This window comes from Lysobacter sp. TAB13, from assembly GCF_052113885.1.
GTDB lineage: Bacteria > Pseudomonadota > Gammaproteobacteria > Xanthomonadales > Xanthomonadaceae > Lysobacter > Lysobacter gummosus.
The window spans coordinates 44,603-67,611 of the sequence record NZ_JBFRDR010000025.1; the positions used below are offsets into that span (position 1 = coordinate 44,603).

The following is a 23,009-nucleotide window of genomic DNA, read 5'->3' on the forward strand; positions in this document are numbered from 1 at the left end:
AGTTCGCTTTGAACTTTCCACAGGCCTGATCGAAAAGCATCGGGGCTGAAGCCCCTCCCACAAAAGTTGCCCTCCCACAAAAGTCCTTGTGGCGTGCGCGATGCCGATCAAGCGAACGGCGACGGCCCATAAAAGCGCTGCAAATGCCCGGCGATCGTCGGCATCTGCTCGCGCAGCGCCGCCGGATCGCTGAAGTGGTACTCGGTGACCACGGCGAAGAATTCTTCCGGCGCTTCGGCGGCGTAAGGATCGATCAGCGTTTCGCGCCGATCGTCCACCCGTTCGATGAAATCGTCGTAAGCGCGCTGGAAATCCCGCGCCCATTCGCGCTGCCACGGACGCGGCAAGGGCGGGGTGCCGTCCAACACGCCATCGAGCACATCGAGCTTGTGCGCCATCTCGTGCGCGGCCACGCAGAAGCCCGCGCGCGGGTCTTCGCAGTCGGCCTGGACATCGGCCCAGGACAGGATCAACGGCCCGGCGTCCCAGGATTCGCCGATCAGTTCGTCCTGCCATTCGTGCAGAACCCCGGCCGCGTCGGTGTGGCTGCGATTGACCCGGAACGCATCGGGATAAACGATCAACTGCGACCAGCCGCGCAAACCTTCTTCGCCGAATTCCAGCAGCGGCAGGCAGCACAACATGGCGAGCTGGGCGCGCTGGGCCGGGCCCAGTTCCAGTTCGCCGATCGGGCTGATGGTCTTCTCGTGCACGAATCGCGCGGTCAGCGCGCGCAGGCGTTCGCGGCGGGTTTCATCCAGCGCTTGCGCCCACGGCACGGCGGCGACGGCGTCGCGCCAGACGGTGTCGTCGACAGGTGCGGGAGGGCGCCGCAGACGGCGCAGGAACTCGAACAAGGGAATCTGCGAAGCGCGTTGGTGGAGACGGGCGGGCCGGTTTGCTTAAGGCCGGTCGATCAGCGGAACATGCCCGGCAGGAAATTGTGCCAGCGCGGCGACTGCAAGCGATTGGTGTTGTCGGAGTCGCTGTGCATGCTCGGCTTGGCCTTGGTGTCGCGCGCCGTCGCCGGAGCGGTGTTGCGGCCGGTGCTGCGTACCGCCGTGTCCTTGCGGGAGGCGGCGCTGTCGGAGCAGGCGTCGTTGGGGCTGAGCTTGTTGACCTCGCGCGCACTGACCTCGGTAATGGCCAGGCTGGCGAAAGCGAACAGCAGGCACATGCAGATCCGTAACATGGCGGAATCCTTGGGGGTCGGCGCGGCCCGACAGGCCGTGAGCGATTGCCGACTATAACGCGAATTGCATACCGAATCCGGCGACTCGGCCGGGCCGGACGTGCTGCGGCGCAGCAAGGGCCTGCTCAGGTTTGCGCCAGACTGCGGCCATGCCGACCGCCCGTCTTCCGCTGACCGCCCCGGCGCTGCGCCGGGCTCTGATCGCGGGCGCCCGCCGGGTCATCGCCGGCCGCGACACCCTCAATCGGATCAACGTCTTCCCGGTCGCCGACGGCGACACCGGCAACAACCTCGCGCACACCCTCGGCAGCCTGCTGAACGGGGCGTTGAGCCGGCGCAGCCGGCATATCGGCGAACTGCTGCGGCGCATCGGCGACGACGCCATCGACGGGGCGCGCGGCAATTCCGGGGCGATCCTGGCGCAGTTCCTGTACGGGGTCGCCGAGCACGCGCGCGCCCAGCCGGAACTGGACGCGACCACCCTGGCCGCGTCGGTGCGCCACGGCGCCGGCAATGCCCGGGCCGCGCTCGCGCACCCGGTCGAGGGCACCATCCTGAGTGTGATCAACGCCTTCGCCGACGCCCTGGACGAGGCCGCCCGGGCCAGCGCCGACGGCGACCCGCGTCCGGGCTTTGTCGCCGCGCTGGCGCGGGCCCGCATCGCCCTGGCGCGCACGCCCCAGCAGATGGCCTTGCTGCAGAGGGCCGGCGTGGTCGATGCCGGCGCGCAGGGCTTCGTCGATCTGCTCGAAGGCATCGCCGAATTCGTCGATGGCGGGCCGCGCGCACTGCGCGTGCACGGCGCCGCCGGAGCCGCGAACGAAGCCTGCGCCGGCCATGCGCACGGCGCCGGCGATGCGCAGATTCCGATCCAGCACGACACGGTGGACCCGCACCGGCGCTGGTGCAGCGAGTGCCTGCTGATCGGCACCGAGCTGTCGCGCGACGCCTTGCGCGACGCACTGGAAGCGATCGGCGCCGACTCGCTGGTGCTGGCCGGCGGCAGCACGCGTCTGCGCGTGCACGGCCACGTCGCCTCGCCGCAGGCCTTGTTCGACGTGTGCGCCGGCCATGGTGCGGTCGAAGGCATGAAAGCCGACGACATGCTGGCGCAGCAACGCAGCGTGGAGCGGGTGCAGCGGGTGGCGGTGGTCACCGACAGCGCCGCCGATCTGCCGGAGGAACTGGCCGAACGCTACGGCCTGCACACCGTGCCAGTGCGGGTGTCGGTGGACGGCCGCGATTACCTGGACAAGGTCGGCTTGGCCACCGGCGAGTTCTACCGCCGCATGGCCGCCGGCGCCGCCCGTCCGCAGGCCGAGCAGCCGCGCACCAGCCAGCCGCCGCCCGGCGATTTCCGCCGGGTCTTCGAATTCCTGCTGGGCCATCGCGCCCAGGTGTTGTACGTGGGCCTGTCGCGCGCGGTCTCGGGCACCTTGCAGTCGGGCGAACAGGCCGCCGCGCGCGCCGACGGTGCCGGGCGGGTGCAGGTGTTCGACACCTTCAACGCCGCCGGCGGGCAGGCCTTGCTGGCCTGGCGCGCGGCCGAGCTGGCGGCGGACGGGATCGAGCTGGCGGCGATCCTTGCCGAACTCGAACGCCTGCGCCCGCTGACCGCCACCTGGGCGATGGCGCGCGACATCTCGCACGCCGTGCGCGGCGGCCGCATTCCGCCCTGGGCCGGGCCGCTGGTGCGTTTCACCGGCCTGACCCCGGTCGCCAGGCTCAAGCCCGACGGCCGCCTCGGCGTCAGCGGCGGCCTGTTCGCCAAGGCCGGCGCGCCGGAAGCGTTCGCGCGCTACATCGCCAAACGCAGTCCGCGCGGGCTGCGCTGGCGCGCGATCGTCGGCCATTGCGATGCGCGCGCGGACGGCGAGCGCTTGCTCGAAGCGCTGCGCCGGCGGATGGACCTGGAGCAGGCCTGGGTGGTCGAGACCGGGCCGGCGTTGGGCGCGCATGCCGGGCGCGGCGCCTTGCTGGTGTCGTTGCAGCCGGTGGCGGATTCGGCGGCGTAAGCGGGCGATCGCGGTGCGCAATACCTTTGCGCGCAATGCCCGGTCCCGCCGGCGCGACGCTGCAAACCCGGTGCCGTCCCGCATAATCCGCGCATGCCGTTCGCCGCTCTCACACCGCCGTTGTCCGTCGCCACCGCCGTGGCGCCGCTGTCGGTGCTGTTGCTGGTGGCCGCTTACTTGATCGGTTCGCTGTCGGGCAGCCTGCTGCTGGGAAAATTGCGCGGCGTGGACATCCGCCAGCACGGCAGCGGCAACGCCGGCGGCACCAACGCGTTCCGCACCCAGGGGCTGCGCTTCGCCCTCGGCGTGGTCGCGATCGATATCGGCAAGGGCGTGCTGGCGACCTGGCTGGCGCTGCGTTTCGCGCCGGTCGCGGCGAACTGGTCGGTGACCGCGCACGGTTATCTGGCCGCGTTCGCCGCGGCGCTCGGTCACGTCTGGCCGATCTGGCACGGTTTTCGCGGCGGCAAGGGCGCGGCGACCCTGGTCGGCGGGCTGGCGGTGCTGTGGCCGTTCGCGCTGCCGGTGCTGGTGGCGATCTGGGCGGTGGTGCTCTTGGCCAGCGGTTACGTCGGCCTGGCCACGGTGATCGCGGCGCTGAGTCTGCCGCTGCTGGCCTGGATCACCGATGCCGGCATGCCGCGGCTGTGGTTTTCGCTTGCGGCCGCGGCGCTGATCGTGTTCACCCATCGCGGCAATCTGGCGCGGCTGCGCGCCGGCACCGAATCGCGCTTCGCCCGGGCGCGCCTGCTGCAGCGTTGGCGCCGGAGCTGATGGACGATCGCGCGCTGCTGCAACGCCTGATCGCCGGCCCCGCCACCGGCGACGCTCTGGCCAGCGCGGCCGGGCAGACCCGCGCCGCGGTATGGAAGCGGATCGAAGCCCTGCGCGAAGCCGGCGTGGCGATCGAAGCCAAACCCGGCCGCGGCTACGCGCTGTCGCAACCGCTGGATCTGCTCGACGCCGAGGCGATCGCCGCGGCCCTGGACACCGGCGCGCGCGAACGGCTGGCCGAACTCGACGTCGCCTGGAGCATCGATTCCACCAACAGCGAACTGCTGCGCCGGGCCACGCCCGCGCAGGGCGCGGCGGTGCTGCTGGCCGAACGCCAGACCGGCGGCCGCGGCCGTCGCGGGCGGGTCTGGGCCTCGCCGCTGGCGGCGCATGTCTATCTGTCGCTGGCGCGTTCCTTCGGCGGCGGCCTGGCCCGGTTGGGCGGATTGAGCCTGGTCGCCGGCATCGCCGCGGTCCAGGCCCTGCACGGCCTGGGTTTCGATGCGGTGCGGCTGAAGTGGCCGAACGATCTGGTCGTGCTCGACCGCGCCGGCCTGCGCAAACTCGGCGGCCTGTTGATCGAAGGCGGCGGCGAATACGCCGGCCCGGCGCGCGCGGTGATCGGCCTGGGCCTCAACGTGCGCATGCCGGCCGCCGCGGCCACGCAGATCGACCAGCCCTGGTGCGATCTGGCGAGCCTGGCGGGCCCGCGCGCGCTGTCGCGCAACGCGGTCGCCGCGGCGCTGCTGGATGCGCTGCTGCCGGCGCTGGACGAATTCGACAGCGCCGGCCTGGCGCCCTTCATCGAGCGCTACGCGGCTTTCGATGCATTGGCCGGGCAGGCGGTGAGCGTGCACGGCGCCGACGCCGAACACCAAGGCCACGCGGTCGGGTTGGCCGACGACGGCGCCTTGCGCGTGCGTCTGCCCTCCGGCGAAGAACGCCGCTTCCATGCCGGCGAAGTCAGCGTGCGCCGCAGCGGCGAGGACGCGCGATGAACGCATGGTTGTTCGACCTGGGCAATACCCGGCTCAAGTGCGCGCCGCTGCGCGCCGACGGCCGTCCCGGCCCGGCGCTGGCCTTGCCGCATCGCGAAGAAGACATCGCCGCGGCCTTGGCGCAGGCGCTGCCGAGCGAACCCATCGACGTGGCCTATCTGGCCAGCGTCGCCCATCCGGCCCAGCGCATGGCCGTGCTGCAGGCGCTGAGCGCGCGCTGCGGGCGGATCTCGATCGCGCGCACGCAGACGCGCTTCGCGCTGCCCGGTTTCGGCGAGGTGCGCATCGCCTATGCCGAGCCGCGCAAGCTGGGCGTCGATCGGTTTCTCGCCTTGCTCGGCGCGCATGCGCAAGGGCAGGGCGCGGCCCTGATCTGCGGCGTCGGCACCGCACTGACCATCGATCTGATCGACGCCCACGGCCAGCACCACGGCGGCCTGATCGCGCCGTCGCCGACATTGATGCGCGAAGCGCTGCACGCGCGCGCGCCGCAATTGCCCGAACTCGGCGGCGAGCGCATGGCCTTCGCCGCCGACACCGAGGACGCGCTGGCCTCGGGCTGCGACGGCGCCGCCCTGGCCTTGATCGAGCGCAGCCTGCTGGCGGGCAAGTTGAAACTCGGCGCGGTGCCGCGCCTGCTGTTGCACGGCGGCGGCAGCGACGCGCTCGCCGCCGCGCTGCCCACGCCGATCGCTTCGCCGACGCTGGTGCTGGAAGGCCTCGCGATCTGGGCCGGCGTCGAAACTCCGCGCTGAATCGTCAGGCTAGAATCCGCACATGCTTGTCCGCGCCCTCATCGTCTTGCTGCTTGCGCTCAACATCGGCGTCGCCGCGTGGTGGATCGCGCGTCCCGCGCCGCCGCCGCCGGTCGAAGAAAAACTGCCGATGGGCGTGGCGCGTCTGCAGATCGTCGGCGAAGACCGGCTTATCGAGCGCCCGGCCACGGCCGCGACGGCGAGTTCGGCCGCGCCAGCGGCGCAGACCGCCGCCGCCCCGCCGGTCGCGAGCGCTCCCGCGCACAGCGCGCCGGTTCCGGGCGCGACCACCGCGCCGGCACCCGAGGCAGCAAAACCGGCCGCGCCGGCCACGCCGCCCGCCGCGGCCATCGCCGCGACTGTGCCGCCGACCTCGCCGCTGCCCGCGCCCGAACCCGCGGCCAAGGCGCAATGCTTCAGCGTCGGCCCCTTCGCCGATGCCGCCGCGGCCGATGCGGCGCGGGCGAAACTGCAGCCGCTGGCACAAAAAATGGCCAGCCGCAGCGAAGGCGCCAGCAGCAAGAGTTCACGCGGTTGGCGCGTGTATATGCCGACCGCCAATGCCGAGGCCGCGCAGGCCACCGCGCAACGCATCCGCGCGGCCGGCTTCAACGATCTGTTCGTGATGAGCGGCGCGGAAGCCAACGCCATCGCCCTGGGGCGTTTCCGCAGCGAGGAATCGGCGCGCAAACGCGGCAACGAACTGAGCGCCGCCGGTTTCGCCGTGCGCGTGGAAGCGCTGGGCGAGAGCGCGAGCGGCGCCACCTGGATCGACGTCGCCACCACCACCGCCAACGGCGAGGCCTTGCGGCGCGCCGCCGGCGCCTCGCGCTGGCGCGGCCGTTCCTGCGCCGGCCTGGGCTGACCGGCGCGGTCGAGCTCGCGTCGCGCTGTCGCGATGAGACCCGGGCGCGATAGAATGCGCCGGCGCCACCGGTCCACCGCGTGGCCGCGATACGTACCTTGCCGCTTTAGCTCAGTTGGTAGAGCACTCGCCTTGTAAGCGAGCGGTCGTCCGTTCGATTCGGACAAGCGGCACCACGTACGTTCGGGCTGTACTGGCCCGATGGGGCGATCCCGGTCTGCGATCGCCTGTCTGCAATCTTCGCCAATGCCCGCTTCGATCAACCTTGCCCGCGCTTGTGCGAGCACTGGCCTGATCGCCATGTCCGCGTTTGCATTTCTTGCTGCACGCCGCAGACCGCGACGTCTTCACGCACTCACCAGGCACTCGCTCCTCGACCTCAACAGCGATGAGGCCGGCTTCACGCAATTCAGAAGTGCGCAAGCGTCCTCGATGTTTTCCGTGATCGAACTGCCGAGTACGTGAAGACGGCGGCTGTAACCGGTTGGGAGGCCCCGATGTAGGCCAGCCCCGCGCTTAGGCACTAGAATGGCCGCATCGTCGGCGGCCGCAGCGCAATGCGCGGCCCTGTTGCGGCGATCGCGCGATGCCGCGGGCATCCGCCGCGTTCACCTATCGATGCCGCGTGCTCATCCGTCAGCCAGCGCGGCCAGAGGAATTCTTATGAATCGTACGTATCCCCGGGTTTCGCTGATCGGCGCCCCCACCGACGTCGGCGCCGGCCATCGCGGCGCGCGCCTGGGACCGGAAGCGCTGCGCATCGCCGGCCTGGGCGAGGCCCTGGCCGCGCGCGGCGTCGATGTGCTCGATCGCGGCAATCTGGACGGCCCGCGCAATCCCTGGCAGAAACCGGTCGGCGGCTATCGCCATCTGCCCGAAGTGGTGGCCTGGAATCGCCTGGTCATGGACGCGGTCGGTGCGGAACTGCGCGAAGGGCGCATGCCGATCTTGCTCGGCGGCGATCACTGCCTGGGCCTGGGATCGATCACCGCGATCGCGCGCCACTGCCGCGAAACCGGCAAGCAGCTGCGCGTGCTGTGGCTCGATGCGCACGCCGACTTCAACACCAGCCAGGTCACGCCCTCGGGCAACATCCACGGCATGCCGGTGTCGTGCCTGTGCGGCATCGGTCCGGAAGCGCTGACCACGCTCGGCGGCCCGGCGCCGGCGATGCGCGCCGAAGACATCCGCCAGATCGGCATCCGCTCGGTCGATCCGGGCGAGAAGCAGCTGATCAAGCAACACGGCCTGGATGTCTACGACATGCGCTACATCGACGAGATCGGCATGAAGCGGGTGATGGAGGAAGCGCTGGAAGGCGTGGACGACAACACCCATCTGCACGTGAGCTTCGATGTGGACTTCCTCGATCCGAGCATCGCTCCGGGCGTGGGCACCACGGTGCCGGGCGGGCCGAATTATCGCGAGGCGCAGTTGGTGATGGAGATGATCGCCGACAACGGACGCCTGGCCTCGCTGGACATCGTCGAACTCAATCCGATCCTCGACAAGCGCAACCGCACCGCGAAGCTGTCGGTGGATCTGGTCGAAAGCCTGTTCGGCAAATCGACCTTGATGCGCGATTGAAAGCGCCATGCGTGGATCGGCTCGCGGCGATGAATCGCGGCTGACGCCGATCCCAGGGATTGCCGCGCAAGCCTTTGTTTTGTTGGGTTTCCGCGGCGCGCTGCACGCAGGCTTCACATCCGCTCGCGTCTGATCGGTGCCCAGGACGCGACGAATGGCGCGGCCCATCTGGTACCCGCAACCGACCAAGGAGTTCCTATGAAGCGTTTGACTGCCCTGTTGCTGCTCGCCCTGTTCTCGATCGGCACCCTGACTGCCTGCAACACCGTGGCTGGCGCCGGCAAGGACGTGAAGAAGGCCGGTGAAAAGGTCGAGCAGAAGGCCGAAGACGTACGCGACGGCAAATAAGTCGCAACGATTTCGCTGCAAGGAAAAGGCCGGAGCGATCCGGCCTTTTCTTTTGCCTGAAAGTTTCGCACGACGATGCGCAATGCGATCGCGCGCACAGCCTCAAGCTGAAGAATTCAAAGTGTTCATCGACATCAAGCCGCGGCTAACGCAATCGTGACCGGATGCGAATGGGAGCGTTGCGACACTGGCATCGCGATATCGGCAAGCAGCAAGCCGGGTACGTGCGGGCGGGTTTCGATTCCGATCCTCGCCATCACGAATCTTGCGAGTGCGCGCACGCATCGGCGCATCTTGCGAAATCCGCATCCCCCAACGAAGGAGTTCTACGATGAACAAAGACATCATTGCCGGCAAGTGGACCCAGCTCAAGGGCAAGGCCAAGGCCAAGTGGGGCGACCTGACCGACGACGTGTTCGATGTCGCCGAGGGCAATTCCGAATACCTCGCCGGCAAATTGCAGGAACGCTACGGTTGGGAACGCGACCGCGCCGAGAAGGAAGTACGCGACTTCGGCAAGACCTTGAACTGAACGCGGTGACCGATGCCCCGGCCGCGGTGCAGCCCGCGGCCGGGTGAATCGGGAAAGATCGCCGCGCGGCGTGTGGACCGCCGCGCTGGCGAGGCACGAGGAGTAGGTGAAGAGAAACGGGCCGGATTCGCATCCGGCCCGTTTTTTCTGCGCGTGCGATGGTCGCGGCTTACCAACCGCGCGACGGCGGATCGGCGACGAAGCCGTTCGGGAACGCGCGCGGTTCGACATTGCGCGAGTAGTACGGATCGCGATAACGCGGCACCACGCCGCGCGCGACCAGGTTGGGGTAATCGTCGTAGCGCAACTGGATCACCTGCGCCGGCGAACGCGACGCGCGGACGAACTGGGTCTGCGACACCGGCGACCATTCGCGCGCACCGTGGCCGGTGCCGATCGATTGCGCGGCGGCGCTGTCGGCGGCCATGTCCTGTTCGCGCGCGGCGCCGGCCGGTGCGGGCGCGGCCGCGGCGTTGCCGGCGCGGCGCTCGGCCTTGGCCGCCGAGGCGTCGCTCTCGCGCTCGCCGCGGGCGTAGGGCGGGTACGGATAGGGCGAGGGATACGGGCGCGGTTGCTCGTACACCGGGCGATACACCTGACGTTCCTGAAACACCGCCACGCCGATCACGCCGACGTTGTCCGGCCGGCCGGTGCGCGCGGCGTAGCTGTCGGGCAGGTCGGTGAAGACGAACTGGGCGACATCGTCCATCGACTTGCGCCAGCCGTTGATCTCGGTCGATTGCCAGGCTTCGAGCACGTAACCGGCCTGGGACGGGCTGGCGGTCTGACCGCTGACGGCGTTGACGCCGTCCACCGACAGCACCACCAGCACGCGCTGGTCGCTGCTGTTGGTCAGGCGCACCGAATAGCGGTGGCCGGGCGTGCCGGCGATCCATTGCTGGCCGCGGTGCGACCAGTTCTGCAGCCAGTCGCCGTTGTCGCGGTCGATCACCGCGACATCGACCAGGGGGCGGGCGTAGCTCGGGGTGCAGGCGCCGGCGGTCAGCACGGCGCCGGCGAGCAGGACTAGCGAGCGGAACATGGCGCGATCTCCTTGGGGTTCGGAATCTGCAAACGCCGGGCCGCGGCCGGTGGGGTTAAGCGCCCGCGGGCCGGGTTGGCCGGCCGGCGGGCCCCGCCGACCGCGCGTACCCGCCGCCGCCCGGCTGCCTGCGCCGGCGCGGGCTTTCCCTTTAAACTGGCCGATCACGCTCCGCCCAGCGATCCCCATGACCCAGACCCGCGTTCTCACCGGCATCACCACCTCCGGCACCCCGCACCTCGGCAACTACGTCGGCGCGATCCGCCCGGCCATCGCCGCCAGCCGGACCCCGCAGGTGGAGAGCTATTACTTCCTGGCCGATCTGCACGCGCTGATCAAGGTGCAAGAACCCGAGCGCGTGCAGCGCTCGACCCTGGAAATCGCCGCGGCATGGCTGGCCTGCGGCCTGGACCCGGCCACGGTGTGGTTTTACCGGCAGAGCGAAATCGTCGAGATTCCCGAACTGGCCTGGTTCCTGACCTGCGTCGCCGGCAAGGGCATCCTCAACCGCGCGCACGCCTACAAGGCCGCGGTCGACAAGAATCGCGAAGAGGGCGAAGACGACGACGCCGGCATCAACGCGGGCCTTTTCATGTACCCGGTGCTGATGTCGGCCGACATCCTGGTGTTCAACGCGCACAAGGTGCCGGTCGGCCGCGACCAGATCCAGCACATCGAGATGGCGCGCGATTTCGCCCAGCGCTTCAATCATCTGTACGGCGAGCATTTCGTCCTGCCCGAGGCCCTGATCGAAGAAAACGTGGCGACCTTGCCGGGCCTGGACGGCCGCAAGATGAGCAAGAGCTACGACAACACGATTCCGCTGTTCGCGCCGCGCGATCAGCTCAAGAAGCTGATCTATTCGATCGTCACCGACTCGCGCTTGCCGGGCGAGCCGAAGGACACCGAAGGCTCGGCGCTGTTCCAGATTTACCAGGCCTTCGCCAGCGAGGAAGAAACGCAGGCGATGCGCCGCGCCTTCGCCGACGGCATCGCCTGGGGCGAAGCCAAGCAGGCTTTGTTCGAGCGCATCGACGCGGAGATCACGCCGCTGCGCGAGAAGTACGAAGCCCTGATGGCACGTCCGCAGGACATCGAAGCGACCCTGATCGACGGCGCGCGCCGCGTGCGCGAGCGCTACGGCGTGGGCATGATGAAGCGTCTGCGCGAAGCGGTGGGCCTGCGCGATCTGTCGCAGACCGCGACGGCCGCGGGCGAGACCAAGGCCGATGCGAAGGCGGCGTCGCTGCCGGCGTTCAAGCAGTACCGCGAAGCCGACGGCCAGTTCTATTTCAAGCTGGCCGACGGCGAGCAGGTGCTGCTGCAAAGTCGCGGCTTCGCCGCGCCCAAGGAGATCGGGCAACTGATCGGCGCGGCCAAGGCCGGGCGTCTGGAACTGGCGCAGTTGCTGGCGGCGGCCGAACCGGTCGATGCCGCGCGGCAGGCGCAGATCGCGGCGGCGGTGGCGGCGATCGCCCAAGCCGAAGCCGATGCGCGCGCGGCCAAGGACGGCGCGGCGCGGGAGTCGGCCGATTCGTGAGCCGCTTCGTCGAACTCAATCTGGCGTTGATCCTGTTTCTGCCGTGGTTCGCGATCCTCGGCGCCTTGTTCTGGCTGTATCCGCGCAAACCGCGGACACCGGCGCGGCAATTGTTCGATGCAGTGTCGCTGGCGGTGTCGGTATGCGCCTTCGTGCTGGCCGTGCATTGGGCGCATATGAACGCCGGGCACGGCCATGGCGCGATGTGGCCGCAGATATTGGCCACGTCCATGGGCTATGGCGTGTTTCTCGCAGTGCTGGCGCTGGCCTTCGTGTTGCGTTGGCGCTGGTTGCGCGGAGTGAAAGACTACCGCGAATGACCGAGGTCTCTGTAGGAGGGGCTTCAGCCCCGATGCTTTCGGCTCAGATCGCCTGGACCTGCATCGCGATCTGAGCCAAAAGCATCGGGGCTGAAGCCCCTCCCACAAAAATCGTTCCGACCAAAGCCGCATCGCGGCCATGACCTGCCAGGGCATAGACTCAGGCCCAGTCACCGCCGATGCTTTCGCCATGACCTCTCTCCGCGAACCTGCGCCGCACGATTCCGCCGAACACGGCATCGTCACCATCGACACCGGTTTCCACCGGCCGGTATTCGACGCCGCCTATCTGGTGATCGAAAACGGCCGCGCTGCCTTCATCGATTGCGGCACCCAGCATTCGATTCCGGCCTTGCTCGACGCGCTGGCGCGGCACGGCCTGACTCCGGCCGAAGTCGATTGGCTGATCCTGACCCACGTGCACCTGGACCACGCCGGCGGCGCCGGCGCGTTGATGCAGCGCCTGCCCAACGCGCGCCTGGTCGTGCATCCGCGCGGCGCGGCGCACATGATCGATCCCTCGCGCCTGGTCGCCGGCGCCACCGCGGTGTACGGCGAGCAGGAGATGGCGCGCAGCTATGGCGAAATCGTGCCCGTGCCGGCGCCGCGCGTGGTTGTCGCCGAAGACGGTCACGTGGTCGATCTCGCCGGCCGCGCGCTGCTGTGCGTGGATACGCCCGGCCATGCGCGCCATCACCTGTGCGTGTGGGACGAACGCAGCCGCGGCTGGTTCACCGGCGACACCTTCGGCTTGTCGTATCGCGAATTCGATTCCGCGCACGGGCCTTTCATCGTGCCGACCTCCTCGCCGGTGCAGTTCGAACCCGAACCGCTGAAGGCCTCGATCCGCACCTTGCTCGCGCGCGATCCGGACTGGATGTACGTAACCCACTACGGCCGCATCGGCGACGCGCAGCGCCTGGGCGCCGATTTGATCGAGCAGATCGACGCGATGGTGCGGCTGGCGCGCGAGGCGCAGTCAGCCGGCGACGGCTTGCACGCGCGCCTGACCGAGTCGCTGGCCGACTACTTCGCTGCTCGCGCGAGGGCGCATGCCAGCCGGCTCAGCGACGAACAGGCGCGCGCGGTGCTGGCGGTGGATGTCGAGCTCAACGCACAGGGATTGGAAGTCTGGCTGGCGCGGGCCGGCTGAGAGGGCGGAGGTCTTCGTCCACGTTGTAGCGTGGAACGCGTCGGCGCGCCTGCCCGATGTTCACCAGGCCACGGGATAACCGATTTCGTCCGCCGCGGCGCGCACCTGCGACAGATCCGCATCAGGATCGATCGAGCGCACCAACTCGGGCGTGAGTGGAGTGTGGTCGTACAGCGACTGGACCGAATCGTTGGAAATTTCTTGCTCGAAGTACCCGAGCGCGTAGTCGCAGTACGCCGAGGCCGGTTCGACCAACAGCGCCAGAAACACGCCGGAGCCGTCGTCGCCATTGGCCAACGCCAGGGAAGGATGCGACACCTTGGACCATGCAAGGTCTTGCCTGCCGCGCCAGTAGCAGAAACTGGCGTGCTCCATGTCGAATGCGGGTTCGTCGAGAAAATTCCGGAACGCGGCCGGCACTTGCGCGCGGATCGCCTGATACAGGGCGGGGCCGTTGAACGGCGAATATTCGTGCGCGTAACCTTTCAGCGCCGCGCCCGCCTCATCGAACAGCAGGAACCATTCGTCGCCGTGGCCGTTGCGCATCGAGGCCATTTCCTGGCCTTCGAACCACGCCGCGTTGTAGCTGTAATAGCGGTCCTCCCATTCGGGGCTCAGCAGGGCATCCAGCATGGCCAGTGCCTGGGTGCGGCGGCGCAGCGATTCGATGTCGGGCAGCAGATCGGGAGTCAGGGACATGGGTGGCTCTGGGATGCGGGCCAGGCAGGCTGAAGGGTGCGTTCGATCGCGGGTCTGAATCAAGTCGGTCTCGATGGTGCCTGCTTCAATTCAGTAGCCTCGATCCGGACCGCTTAGTCCCATTGATTGGGCGGCGATCCGAGTTCGGGGTGCTTCATGCGCACGATGCAGAAGCGATGGCCGGTCGGCGCTTCCATCACCCACCAGCGTTTGAGGAATTTGATCCGCTTGGCGCCGAGTTTTTCCAGGCGCTCGGCTTCGGCGTCGAGGTCGTCGCTTTCGATGTCCAGGTGCACGCGCGAGGGATGGTCGACCTTCTGCACTTCCACGTGCAGCTCGCCGGCGGCGTTGGCGAGTTGGGCGTATTGGGCGCCTTCGTCGTCGTAGGTGTCGACGCGGGCCAGGCCTAAGGCGCCGCTCCAGAAATTCGCGGCGGTGTCGATGTCGCCGGTTTCGCAATCGATGATGAAACCGGCCAGGCGGCTGCGGTGGGCCATGTCGTTGCTCCTGCATGGGGGTTGGGTAAGAGTGCCGAGGCGAGGGTGTAGATGGAAGTGCCATCGGCGCTGCTATGGCCGTTGCTGTGTCGTTGTCGTTGCCGTTGCCGTTGCTATTGCTATTGCTATTGCTATTGCCTGGCTTTGGCTTGGCGCCGCCTGTAACTCGCGAGACCAGGGACACCCGGAGGGCGGCGCACATGGACGTGCGCCGGGTGCCACCTTGGGCAGGATGCCCAATGTGGCACCTGCCTGCGCAGGCACCGCACTCGTGGCTTTTGACTCGAAACAGCCAATGCGTTTTCTTTGGTTACTTTCTTTGTGGCTTTGGACAAAGAAAGTGACCCGCCGCTCTATGGCGGAAGCGTTTAGCGTTTGATCTTGCTTGCGGCTTCTAAGGCTTCTAAGGCTTCTAAGGAAACGGAAGGCCCTGATCGAAACAGCCAGACCCGCGCACCCCTTCCTACCGTCATTCCCGCGAAAGCGGGAATCCAGTGCCTTTCGTGCGAGAACGCTGGAAGTCGCTGGATTCCCGCTTTCGCGGGAATGACGGCCTGGAAGGATGGCGCTGAAGTCGCTGGATTCCCGCCTTCGCGGGAATGACGAGCAAAAGAAGCCTCAAGCGAGAGCAAGAGCAAGAGCAAGATCAAACGCCTAAAGCTTCCGCCATGGAGCGGCGGGTCACTTTCTTTGTCCAAAGCCACAAAGAAAGTAACCAAAGAAAGGGCTTTGGCTGTTTCGAATCAAGAGCCACGAGTACGGTGCTTGCGCAGGCAGGTGCCACATTGGGCATCCTGCCCAAGGTGGCACCCGGCGCACGTCCATGTGCGCCGCCCTCCGGGTGTCCCTGGTCTCGCGAGTTACAAGCTGCGCCCAGCAACGGCAAGGGCTAAGGCAAAGTCGGAGCAAAGCGGAGCCGAAGCAAAATCTTGGCAACGGCAACGGCAACGGCAACGGCAACGGCAACGGCAACGGCAACGGCAACGGCAACGGCAATGGCAACGGCAACGGCAACGGCAGTAGCAGCAACTGCAGCCTCGGCCTCAGCGCTGGGGATACTCGCGCTCATGCCCATCGCCATCCACCACCTGCTCGGCGGCCTTGCGATACAAGGTGTACTCACCCCGATTCATCGCGAAATTCTGCAAGGCGAACACCGCCGCATTGCGCGTCTCCGCATCGGTCTGCGAATCGGAAGCAAGCCCCAGCAACGCGTCCTTGAGCCGATCCGAACGCGTCCCCGAAGCGTTGATGCCGGCGATCGCAGCCTGACGCACCACCAGGTCGCCGTCGAGGATGGCCTGATGCAGGATGTCTTCGTTGTTGCCGTTCTTGTTCCATTGCACCGACTGCAACACGCTGCTCGCGCGCACCGCCGGGTCGGCGTGGTGGCGCAGGGTGCTGAGCCGATCGAGCAAGGGCGCGGCGTCTTCGCTGGCGATCACCGCCGGGGTCAGCATATCGACCAACTGCTTGAGCATGGCCGGGTCGCGTTCGTCCTGGATCTGCCGCGACAACAGATCGCGCACTTCCGGCACGTCCAGCGAGAACGACTTGAGCAGCTCCAAACCGCTGCGTCGCTGCTCGGGATCGCCGCTGTCGGCCAATTGCCGGCCCAACTGCAGCACGTCCTGATTGGCCACGCCCTGCAGCACCGCCAGCAGCGCGCCGCGTTTGTCCAGTTCGGTCTCGAAGCTGTAACTGCGCAGCAATTCGCGCAAGTAAGCGGGATCGCGGCGCGCGCGCTGGGTCATGCGGTCCAGGTTGTCGTCGCCGTTGCGCGCCGGGTAGGTGTAGGCGGCGAGGTTGCCTTGCGCCGGTGTGCCCGCGAACGGCGCGCGCGCGTTGCGCGGAGCGGCGCCGGTCGCCGCCGCGGTGGCGTGGGTCGGCAGCGGCGCGGCGATGGCGCGGGTGATCGAGCTGCCGACGATGGCGCCGGTCAACGCCGATGCGAGCAGGGCCAGAGTCAATTGCAATCGGTTCATACGGGGCGTTCCGAGTGACGTCGTGTATCGCTGCATCGGCCCGGAGCGGCGTACACGCCGCTCCGGGCCGGTGACAGCGTAGTGCGCGGATCAGCAGTCCGGGGCGACGCGGCCGTCGGAACCGGTGAAGGTGTAGACGTCCGGGATGTACTTGTTGCTGCCGGCCGGCGCGATGTTGTTCCACAGGTTGCTGGTGCCGAACGTGCCGGTGACGGTTTCGCCGGTCTTCTGGCAACGGATGCTGACGACGGTGCCGTTGGCGAGCGAATCGACCACGCTGTAGCTGGTGCCCGGGCCGGAGCGCACGTTCAAGGGCGAGCCGGCGGTCTTCACAGTGCCGGTGAAGCCGCCGGGCGGCGTGGTGCCGCAGCTGTTGCGGCTCTTGTAGGGGACTTCGTATTGATCGTAGACGATGGTTGAGCCGTTCCAGACGATCTTCTGGTCGTCGCCGTTGAGGCGCTGTTCGTAATGCAGGTGCGCTGAGATGCTGTTGCCCGGGCGCGTGGTCTTGCCCAGGGTGCCGATCTTCTGGCCTTGCCTGACGTTGGCGCCGTTGGCGACGGCGATGCTGTCCAGATGCGCGTACCAGGTGGTCCAGCCGCCGCCGTGGTCGATCACCACCAGGCGGCCGTAACCGGTGCCCGGATGCGGGTTGTAGGTGGTGGCCTTGCCCGCGGCGGAAGCGACCACGGGCGAGCCGAGATCGGCGTCGCTGAGCGGACGCGGCTTGTGGTTGAGATCCACCGCGTAGCGCAGGCCGTGGCCGGGATAGGTGTCGCCGTACCAGGTCTGGTTGCAGGCGAAGGGCATCTGGAAATCGGGGCGGGCCGCGTGCGCGGCGCTGGCGAGCAGGCCGAAGGTCGCCGCGGCGAGGCAGGCGAGCATCGTGCGGCGGGCGCGGCGGTTATGCGAATGCGTCATGTCGGAAACCTCTTGAGCGGTGAATGGGAGAACGCTAGAGGCCCCGGTTACGTGGGTGCCGAGGCGGTGTCGGTACGGCGTGTGGCGTGTTGCGTATCGCATGGAACTTCGGTGCGCGGATCGGCGCGCTGATCGCTGCGCGTCTTGTCGATGCCGCGGCCGTTGCCGCTGCGCGGCGTATCAGCAATCCGGCGCGACGCGGCCGTCGGAACCGGTGTGGGTGTAGGCGTCGGGGATGTACTTGTTGCTGCCGCTGGCGCCGATGTTGTTCCAGATGTTGCTGGTGCCGTAGGTGCCGCTGATGCTCTCGCCGGTCTTCTGGCAGCGGATGCTCACGGTGCTGCCGTTGGCGACCGAATCGACGATGCTGTAGTTGGTGCCCGGGCCGGAGCGCACGTTCAAGGCCGAGCCGGCGGTCTTTACGGTGCCGGTGACGCCGCCGCCGCTGCCGCAGCTGTTCTGGCTCTTGTAGTTCTTCTTCTCGAAGTACCGCAACGCCACGCCGTTCCACGTCGCCTTCTGCACCGCGCCGTTGTAGATCTGTTCGTAGTGCAGGTGCGGGGCGAGGTTGTACAGCGCGCTGGTGTTGCCGACCGCGCCGATCTTCTGGCCCTGGCGCACGCTGGCGCCGGCGGAGACCGCGCGCGATTGCAGATGCGCGTGCAGGGTTTTCCAACCGCCGCCGTGGTCGATGACGATGTAGTTGCCGTAGCCGGTGTTGTTGGAATAGGTCGAAGTAACGACGGTGCCGGCGGCGGAAGCGACCACGGTGGAACCGGCGGTGGAGCGGCTGTCGCCGGCGGGGCGGTTCATATCGACCGAGTTGCCCGGCTTGTGGCCGTCCCAGGTGTTGGCGACCCATACGTCGTTGCAGGCGAAAGGCATCTGGAAATTCGGCGCGGCCTGGGCCGCGTTCGCGGCCAGCAGGCACGAGGCCAGGGACGCCAGCGCGAAAGCGCGGCGCGGGAGATGGTTCATGGTGTTTCCTCGCTAGGTGGGCGAGCCGGCGCGGCTCGCTGAAGAGTTGCGCTCCGACGCCGCTGGTCCCGCCAGGGGAGGGGACGCGCGGCGCCGGAGTCGCAAGCCGACGCTAGCGGTATTCGTTACCTGTTTGTTATGTAAATTTTTTATTCCTGGACGCACGCGCGGCATCGACCGTGATCGCAGTCGCGGTCGGCGAAGACGTTTTTCTTACCTGTCGTTTAGCTGTCGCCGACGCGCGAGGCTTGTGCGCGAAAGTTCGCGGCGAAACGCGCCGGTAAAAAACACAACGCCCCGGGATCGGGGCGTTGGTTGCTTGCTTTCGCGCGTGTTGCGCGGCGATGCGTCTACGGCTTAATTGGCGCGGGCCAGATCGTCGATCATCGCCTTGAGGAAACGCGCGGCTTCGCCGCCGGTGCAGGCGCGATGATCGAAGGTCAGCGACAGCGGAATCACCTTGTGCGATTCGAAACCGCCCATCACTGGCGTCATCTGATGACGGCCCTTGCCGGCGGCGATGATCGCCACCGTCGGCGGCACCACCACCGGGGTGGCGTAACGGCCGGCGAACATGCCGAAGTTCGACAGCGAGATGGTGTAGCCGGTGAGTTCCGAGGCCGGAATGCTGCGGTCTTCGACCTGCACGCGCAGACGGTTGATCGCCTCGCGCACGCCGCGCGGATCGAGCACGTCGGCATTGCGCAGCGCCGGCACGAACAGGCCGTCGTCGGTGTCCACGGCGATGCCGATGTCCACATGCGGATGCAGAGTGCGGGTGAGCTTGTCGCCGTCGAACCAGGCGTTCAATGCCGGCACCGTCTTGCAGGCGACGACGATCGCGCGTACCAGGCGGCCGGTGATGTCGTTGCCCGGCGCCCAGGCGTGGATGTCGGCGTCGTCGGCGAGCGTGGTCGGCACGACCTTGCTGTGCGCGTCGGCCATCACCCGCGCCATGTTGCGGCGCACGCCCTTGAGCTGTTCCGGCTGGCCGGTCGCGGCCACGCCCGGCGGCTGGGTGCGCATCGGACGGCCGGACTGCGACAAGGTGCTGCGCGAGGGCGCGGCCGGCGCTTCGGCGGCCGGCGCGCGGGCAGGAGCAGCGACCGCGGTGGCAGGTGCCGCGCCGATCTTGGCCGAGCCGTCGGCGGCGGCACGCTTGACGTCGTCGTTGGTGACCACGCCGTCATTGCCGGTGGCGCGCACGCGGCTCAGATCGACGCCGAGCTTGCGCGCGAGCGCGCGCACCGCTGGCATCGCCTTGACCCCGCCGACCGCGACGGCTTGTTCGCTGCGCACCGCGTCGGAGGATTGCATCGCACCAACCACAGTGCCGCTGTCGGCGCGCTCGCCGCCCTCGGCGGGTTTCGCCGGCGCGGCCGGTTCGGCGGATGCGGCAGGCGCCTGAGGCGCCGGCGCATGACCGCCGCCGTGGTGATGCCCCGTATCTTGCCCATCGGCGCGCTGCGGCTGGCTGAGGTCGAGTTCGAACTCGGCCAGCATCGTGCCGGTGACGACGATATCGCCGGCGGCGCCGGCGAGCTTGAGCACCTTGCCCGACACGGGCGAAGGCACTTCCACCACCGCCTTGGCGGTTTCCATCGACACCAGGGTGTCGTCGAGGCGGATCGTGTCACCGACCTTGACCGCCCATTCGACGATGGTCGCGTCGGGCAGGCCTTCGCCGAGGTCGGGAAGCAGGAAGGTCTTGGTATCGCTCATAAACGGGATCGTCTCTGAAAGAAGGGAGGGCGATGCGGCGTCACGACGCATCGCCTCGGAGGATTTGCAGATGACGCGCGGGCACCCAGCCCTGCGCGCCGTCGTGTTCGCGTTGCGCCCACCACCAGCCGCCGAGTTCGTCGAGCAGCCGCAGCGACTGGCCGGCGGAGACGTCGAGCTCGCGTGCGTCGTAACCGGACAAGGCCTCGGCGCGTCCGGCGTCCAGCGGGCGCAGCAGATCGCACGGCGCCCAGCCGGCGCGGCCGTCGGCGACGCGGGTCCAGACGAAAGCCGGCCACTCGTCGTCGCGCTCGCCCAACTGCACGATCTCACCCGCCTCGAAGCGGATGGGATCGTGATGCCGGGTGCGATAGTCGGCGACGACGAGCGCGCGCATGTCAGCCGTGGCCGAGCGCGCGCTTGGCCGCGGCGACGATCTTCTCGACGCTGGGCAGGTACTTCATCTCCAGGCGGAACAGCGGGATGTGGGTGTCGTAGCCGGTGACGCGCTCGACCGGCGCGAGCAGGTCGTACATCGACTCCTCGGCCAGGCGCGCGGCGATCTCGGCGCCGAAGCCGGCGGTGCGCGGGGCTTCGTGCACGATCACGCAGCGGCCGGTCTTGGCCACCGATTCGGCGATGGTGGCGAAGTCCAGCGGCTTGAGCGTGGCGACGTCGATCACTTCCGCGCTGATCCCTTCGCCGGCGAGTTTCTCCGCCGCTTCCAGGGTTTCCTTGACCTGCGCGCCCCAGCTGACCAGGGTGATGTCGCTGCCGTCGCGCAGCACGTAGCACACGTCCAGCGGCAGCGCTTCGCCGTCGTCGGCGACCACTTCCTTGTACTGGCGATAGATGCGCTTGGGCTCGTAGAAGATCACCGGGTCCGGATCGCGGATCGCCGCCAGCAGCAGGCCGTAGGCGCGCGCGGGCGAGGACGGCAACACCACGCGCAGGCCCGGCACGTTGGTGAACAAGGCCTCGTTGGCTTCGCTGTGATGTTCCGGCGCGCGGATGCCGCCGCCCCACGGCACGCGCAGCACCATCGGGCAGGTCAGGCGGCCGCGGGTGCGGTGACGGAAGCGCGCGGCGTGGCAGATGATGTGATCGAGCATCGGATAGACGAAGCCGTCGAACTGCGCTTCGGCCACCGGCTTCATGCCTTGCGCGGCCAGGCCGACGGTGAGGCCGGCGATGGTGGTTTCGTCCAGCGGCGTGTCGAGCACGCGCTCGCTGCCGAAAATCTGCTGCAGGCCGGCGGTGGCGCGGAACACGCCGCCGTTGACGCCGACGTCTTCGCCGAGCACCAGCACGGTGTCGTCGTTACGCATCTCGTAAGCGAGCGCCTGCGTGATCGCTTCGATCAGGGTGATCGCGGCGGGCGTGGCCACCGGCTGACTCGTATCCACGTTGGCTTTCGTCGCGACGTTCATCGACGACCCTCCAGAGCAAGTACTTCGGCGCGCTGCGCCTGCAGATCCGCCGGCATGTCGGCGTAGAGATAATCGAACATGGCCTCGACCGGCTGCACCGGCGTTTCCAGGTAGGCGTTGATCTCGATATCGACCTTCTTGCCGCATTCTTCGGCCCAGGCTTTTTCGAGTTCTTCGTTCCACACGCCCTGATCGGTGAGATAGGTGCGCAGGCGCGGCATCGGATCGCGCGTCCACGCATCCTTGACTTCGGCATCGTCGCGGTAGCGGCGCGCGTCGTCGGCGGTGGTGTGATCGTGCAGACGGTAGGTCATGAACTCGATCACGCTGCCGCCCTGGCCGCTGCGCGCCAGTTCCGCGGCGCGGCGCATGCCTTCGAGCACCGCGATCAGATCGTTGCCGTCCACCTGCAGGCAGTGCAGGCCGCCGGCCAGGCCTTTCTGCGCCAGCGTCTTGGCGCCGGTCTGCGCCGAGCGCGGCACCGAGATCGCCCAGCCGTTGTTGATCACGCACAGGATCAGCGGCAACTGATAAGCGCCGGCGGAATTGAGCGCGGCGTAGAAGTCGGTCTTGGACGAACCGCCGTCGCCGCAGCAGGCCACGGCGAGATTGGTTTCCTTGCGCAGCTTGAACGCCAGCGCGGCGCCGGCGGCGTGCAGGCATTGGGTGGAGATCGGCACCGACCAGGCGAAGTCCTTGCGCGGACCGGCGAAGTCGTTGCCGCGCTCGTCGCCGCCCCAGTACAGCAGCACTTCGCGCGGTTGCACGCCGCGCATGAACTGGGCGCCGTATTCGCGATAGCTCGGCGCGAACACGTCGTCGGGCAGCATCGAGCCGCCGATGCCGACATGGGTGGCTTCGTGGCCCAGGCAAGCGGCGTAGGTGCCGAGCTTGCCGGTGCGTTGCAAAGCGATGGCCTTGGTATCGAAGGTGCGCACGAACAGCATCTGCTTGAACAGCGGCAGCAGCGTGTTGGCGTCCTTGAACGCGGCGGGAATCTCGGCGACGGGTTTGCCGTCTGCGCCGAGGTATTGGAGATATTCGATTTCGAACGTCGCGGCGACGGTCATCGCGGAAGGTCCTCACGGGTGGGGATGAGGTCCGAATCGTTCCGGTCCCGGATCCAGTGCCGGGCGCGCTGGTCAGCTTCAGACGGCTGGGTCCGGAGACCGCGATTACAGCGGGTAGTTCCGGGCCGGGCTAAAGCCGCGACACCCTGGCGGGGTGCCGCGTCTGGCGCGAATGATACCGAAACCCGCGTTAAGCGCCGTTGCGCGCTGCGGCATGCATTGCGGGGCGAAAACCGCTAGGCGTCGCGGTCGTACTGTGCGCGCCGAAGCGGTTCAGCAATAACCGCGCGCGGCCCGCGCATCGCCGGTTTCGCGGGATTTCTCTTTGCCGGTCGCTACTTGCGCGAGGGACGCGGGCGGATGGCCGCGTTCCTCGCTCCGATCCGCGCGCGGCGCAGCGGCGTGGATGGGGAATGCGAAAACTCATGACGACATGCCGAATCGGAGCGTGAACTTGCCGCGGTTTGTGCGTTGGGTGGGTCAGGACGGAGCGGTATGGGTATCGATGGCAGCGCCGTTTTGCTTTGTCCGTGGACGGGAATGTAATCGATCGACGCGGCCGGAAATCTTTTGAACGTAGCGAGGC

General features: G+C 68.1%; 23 protein-coding genes and 1 tRNA gene. 12 read left to right on the forward strand and 12 right to left on the reverse strand.

Annotation, left to right across the window (positions count from 1 at the left end; all coding sequences use genetic code 11):
• Positions 1–107: 107 nt before the first annotated feature.
• Complete coding sequence (locus tag AB4Y92_RS21915; RefSeq protein WP_441821584.1) at positions 108–857, reverse strand: zinc-dependent peptidase; 750 nt, start codon at positions 855–857, stop codon at positions 108–110.
• 59 nt (positions 858–916) lie between these two features.
• Positions 917–1,192 carry a hypothetical protein gene (locus tag AB4Y92_RS21920; protein ID WP_441821585.1) on the reverse strand — a complete coding sequence of 92 codons (276 nt, stop codon included), beginning with the start codon at positions 1,190–1,192 and terminating at the stop codon, positions 917–919.
• 149 nt (positions 1,193–1,341) lie between these two features.
• Between AB4Y92_RS21920 and AB4Y92_RS21925 the strand changes: the two genes are divergently transcribed.
• The 9 genes from AB4Y92_RS21925 (at position 1,342) to AB4Y92_RS21965 (ending at position 9,066) form a co-directional block, all read left to right on the forward strand.
• Positions 1,342–3,207, forward strand: a complete 1,866-nt coding sequence (locus AB4Y92_RS21925; protein WP_441821586.1) for a DegV family protein — start codon at positions 1,342–1,344, stop codon at positions 3,205–3,207.
• A gap of 93 nt (positions 3,208–3,300) precedes the next feature.
• A complete protein-coding gene (plsY, locus tag AB4Y92_RS21930; RefSeq protein WP_441821587.1) occupies positions 3,301–3,981 on the forward strand; it encodes a glycerol-3-phosphate 1-O-acyltransferase PlsY in 681 nt (226 codons plus the stop codon).
• On the forward strand, positions 3,981–4,979 hold the full coding sequence (gene birA / locus AB4Y92_RS21935) for a bifunctional biotin--[acetyl-CoA-carboxylase] ligase/biotin operon repressor BirA (RefSeq protein ID WP_441821588.1): 999 nt from the start codon (positions 3,981–3,983) through the stop codon (positions 4,977–4,979). The genes plsY and birA overlap by 1 nt, the downstream gene beginning before the upstream one ends.
• Positions 4,976–5,734 carry a type III pantothenate kinase gene (locus tag AB4Y92_RS21940; RefSeq protein ID WP_441821589.1) on the forward strand — a complete coding sequence of 253 codons (759 nt, stop codon included), beginning with the start codon at positions 4,976–4,978 and terminating at the stop codon, positions 5,732–5,734. Before birA ends, AB4Y92_RS21940 begins: the two co-directional genes overlap by 4 nt.
• Before the next feature lie 22 nt (positions 5,735–5,756).
• Positions 5,757–6,599: an SPOR domain-containing protein gene (locus AB4Y92_RS21945; protein WP_441821590.1), complete on the forward strand. Its 843-nt coding sequence runs from the start codon at positions 5,757–5,759 to the stop codon at positions 6,597–6,599.
• A 100-nt stretch (positions 6,600–6,699) separates the two neighbouring features.
• A tRNA-Thr gene (locus AB4Y92_RS21950) sits at positions 6,700–6,775 on the forward strand.
• 487 nt (positions 6,776–7,262) lie between these two features.
• Positions 7,263–8,186, forward strand: coding sequence for an arginase (gene rocF / locus AB4Y92_RS21955; RefSeq protein WP_441821591.1), 924 nt, complete (start codon positions 7,263–7,265; stop codon positions 8,184–8,186).
• Positions 8,187–8,384: 198 nt separating this feature from the next.
• Positions 8,385–8,534, forward strand: coding sequence for an entericidin A/B family lipoprotein (locus AB4Y92_RS21960; RefSeq protein ID WP_215057048.1), 150 nt, complete (start codon positions 8,385–8,387; stop codon positions 8,532–8,534).
• Between the two features lie 331 nt (positions 8,535–8,865).
• Positions 8,866–9,066, forward strand: a complete 201-nt coding sequence (locus AB4Y92_RS21965) for a CsbD family protein (RefSeq protein ID WP_441821592.1) — start codon at positions 8,866–8,868, stop codon at positions 9,064–9,066.
• A gap of 169 nt (positions 9,067–9,235) precedes the next feature.
• On the opposite strand, the gene AB4Y92_RS21970 is transcribed toward AB4Y92_RS21965, so the two are convergent.
• A complete protein-coding gene (locus AB4Y92_RS21970) occupies positions 9,236–10,108 on the reverse strand; it encodes a hypothetical protein (RefSeq protein WP_441821593.1) in 873 nt (290 codons plus the stop codon).
• Between the two features lie 187 nt (positions 10,109–10,295).
• Between AB4Y92_RS21970 and AB4Y92_RS21975 the strand changes: the two genes are divergently transcribed.
• From AB4Y92_RS21975 to AB4Y92_RS21985, 3 genes are all read left to right on the forward strand, one after another.
• Positions 10,296–11,648 carry a tryptophan--tRNA ligase gene (locus tag AB4Y92_RS21975; protein ID WP_441821594.1) on the forward strand — a complete coding sequence of 451 codons (1,353 nt, stop codon included), beginning with the start codon at positions 10,296–10,298 and terminating at the stop codon, positions 11,646–11,648.
• A complete protein-coding gene (locus AB4Y92_RS21980; protein ID WP_441821595.1) occupies positions 11,645–11,968 on the forward strand; it encodes a hypothetical protein in 324 nt (107 codons plus the stop codon). The genes AB4Y92_RS21975 and AB4Y92_RS21980 overlap by 4 nt, the downstream gene beginning before the upstream one ends.
• A 190-nt stretch (positions 11,969–12,158) precedes the next feature.
• Positions 12,159–13,121 carry an MBL fold metallo-hydrolase gene (locus tag AB4Y92_RS21985; RefSeq protein ID WP_441821596.1) on the forward strand — a complete coding sequence of 321 codons (963 nt, stop codon included), beginning with the start codon at positions 12,159–12,161 and terminating at the stop codon, positions 13,119–13,121.
• 60 nt (positions 13,122–13,181) lie between these two features.
• Here the strand turns inward: AB4Y92_RS21985 and AB4Y92_RS21990 are convergent, their stop codons facing one another.
• From AB4Y92_RS21990 to pdhA, 9 genes are all read right to left on the reverse strand, one after another.
• Complete coding sequence (locus AB4Y92_RS21990; RefSeq protein ID WP_441821597.1) at positions 13,182–13,820, reverse strand: hypothetical protein; 639 nt, start codon at positions 13,818–13,820, stop codon at positions 13,182–13,184.
• 113 nt (positions 13,821–13,933) lie between these two features.
• A complete protein-coding gene (locus AB4Y92_RS21995; protein ID WP_441821598.1) occupies positions 13,934–14,317 on the reverse strand; it encodes a VOC family protein in 384 nt (127 codons plus the stop codon).
• Between the two features lie 1,043 nt (positions 14,318–15,360).
• On the reverse strand, positions 15,361–16,302 hold the full coding sequence (locus tag AB4Y92_RS22000) for a HEAT repeat domain-containing protein (protein ID WP_441821599.1): 942 nt from the start codon (positions 16,300–16,302) through the stop codon (positions 15,361–15,363).
• Between the two features lie 90 nt (positions 16,303–16,392).
• On the reverse strand, positions 16,393–17,223 hold the full coding sequence (locus AB4Y92_RS22005; protein ID WP_441821600.1) for a peptidoglycan DD-metalloendopeptidase family protein: 831 nt from the start codon (positions 17,221–17,223) through the stop codon (positions 16,393–16,395).
• Positions 17,224–17,403: 180 nt separating this feature from the next.
• Entirely contained in the window at positions 17,404–18,201 is a 798-nt protein-coding gene (locus tag AB4Y92_RS22010; protein ID WP_386786818.1) for a peptidoglycan DD-metalloendopeptidase family protein, read from the reverse strand.
• A 357-nt stretch (positions 18,202–18,558) separates the two neighbouring features.
• Positions 18,559–19,923, reverse strand: a complete 1,365-nt coding sequence (locus AB4Y92_RS22015; protein ID WP_441821601.1) for a dihydrolipoamide acetyltransferase family protein — start codon at positions 19,921–19,923, stop codon at positions 18,559–18,561.
• 40 nt (positions 19,924–19,963) lie between these two features.
• A complete protein-coding gene (locus AB4Y92_RS22020; protein WP_441821602.1) occupies positions 19,964–20,320 on the reverse strand; it encodes an SH3 domain-containing protein in 357 nt (118 codons plus the stop codon).
• A 1-nt stretch (position 20,321) separates the two neighbouring features.
• Positions 20,322–21,353, reverse strand: coding sequence for an alpha-ketoacid dehydrogenase subunit beta (locus AB4Y92_RS22025; protein WP_441821603.1), 1,032 nt, complete (start codon positions 21,351–21,353; stop codon positions 20,322–20,324).
• A complete protein-coding gene (pdhA, locus tag AB4Y92_RS22030) occupies positions 21,350–22,423 on the reverse strand; it encodes a pyruvate dehydrogenase (acetyl-transferring) E1 component subunit alpha (protein WP_235113747.1) in 1,074 nt (357 codons plus the stop codon). The genes AB4Y92_RS22025 and pdhA overlap by 4 nt, the downstream gene beginning before the upstream one ends.
• Positions 22,424–23,009: the final 586 nt, after the last annotated feature.

Coding starts and splice junctions, on each gene's coding strand:
- AB4Y92_RS21920 (WP_441821585.1), bottom strand. CDS start 1,192: ATGTTACGGATCTGCATGTGCCTGCTGTTCGCTTTCGCCAGCCTGGCC.
- AB4Y92_RS21925 (WP_441821586.1), top strand. CDS start 1,342: ATGCCGACCGCCCGTCTTCCGCTGACCGCCCCGGCGCTGCGCCGGGCT.
- plsY (WP_441821587.1), top strand. CDS start 3,301: ATGCCGTTCGCCGCTCTCACACCGCCGTTGTCCGTCGCCACCGCCGTG.
- birA (WP_441821588.1), top strand. CDS start 3,981: ATGGACGATCGCGCGCTGCTGCAACGCCTGATCGCCGGCCCCGCCACC.
- AB4Y92_RS21940 (WP_441821589.1), top strand. CDS start 4,976: ATGAACGCATGGTTGTTCGACCTGGGCAATACCCGGCTCAAGTGCGCG.
- AB4Y92_RS21945 (WP_441821590.1), top strand. CDS start 5,757: ATGCTTGTCCGCGCCCTCATCGTCTTGCTGCTTGCGCTCAACATCGGC.
- rocF (WP_441821591.1), top strand. CDS start 7,263: ATGAATCGTACGTATCCCCGGGTTTCGCTGATCGGCGCCCCCACCGAC.
- AB4Y92_RS21960 (WP_215057048.1), top strand. CDS start 8,385: ATGAAGCGTTTGACTGCCCTGTTGCTGCTCGCCCTGTTCTCGATCGGC.
- AB4Y92_RS21965 (WP_441821592.1), top strand. CDS start 8,866: ATGAACAAAGACATCATTGCCGGCAAGTGGACCCAGCTCAAGGGCAAG.
- AB4Y92_RS21970 (WP_441821593.1), bottom strand. CDS start 10,108: ATGTTCCGCTCGCTAGTCCTGCTCGCCGGCGCCGTGCTGACCGCCGGC.
- AB4Y92_RS21975 (WP_441821594.1), top strand. CDS start 10,296: ATGACCCAGACCCGCGTTCTCACCGGCATCACCACCTCCGGCACCCCG.
- AB4Y92_RS21985 (WP_441821596.1), top strand. CDS start 12,159: ATGACCTCTCTCCGCGAACCTGCGCCGCACGATTCCGCCGAACACGGC.
- AB4Y92_RS21990 (WP_441821597.1), bottom strand. CDS start 13,820: ATGTCCCTGACTCCCGATCTGCTGCCCGACATCGAATCGCTGCGCCGC.
- AB4Y92_RS21995 (WP_441821598.1), bottom strand. CDS start 14,317: ATGGCCCACCGCAGCCGCCTGGCCGGTTTCATCATCGATTGCGAAACC.
- AB4Y92_RS22000 (WP_441821599.1), bottom strand. CDS start 16,302: ATGAACCGATTGCAATTGACTCTGGCCCTGCTCGCATCGGCGTTGACC.
- AB4Y92_RS22005 (WP_441821600.1), bottom strand. CDS start 17,223: ATGACGCATTCGCATAACCGCCGCGCCCGCCGCACGATGCTCGCCTGC.
- AB4Y92_RS22010 (WP_386786818.1), bottom strand. CDS start 18,201: ATGAACCATCTCCCGCGCCGCGCTTTCGCGCTGGCGTCCCTGGCCTCG.
- AB4Y92_RS22015 (WP_441821601.1), bottom strand. CDS start 19,923: ATGAGCGATACCAAGACCTTCCTGCTTCCCGACCTCGGCGAAGGCCTG.
- AB4Y92_RS22020 (WP_441821602.1), bottom strand. CDS start 20,320: ATGCGCGCGCTCGTCGTCGCCGACTATCGCACCCGGCATCACGATCCC.
- AB4Y92_RS22025 (WP_441821603.1), bottom strand. CDS start 21,353: ATGAACGTCGCGACGAAAGCCAACGTGGATACGAGTCAGCCGGTGGCC.
- pdhA (WP_235113747.1), bottom strand. CDS start 22,423: ATGACCGTCGCCGCGACGTTCGAAATCGAATATCTCCAATACCTCGGC.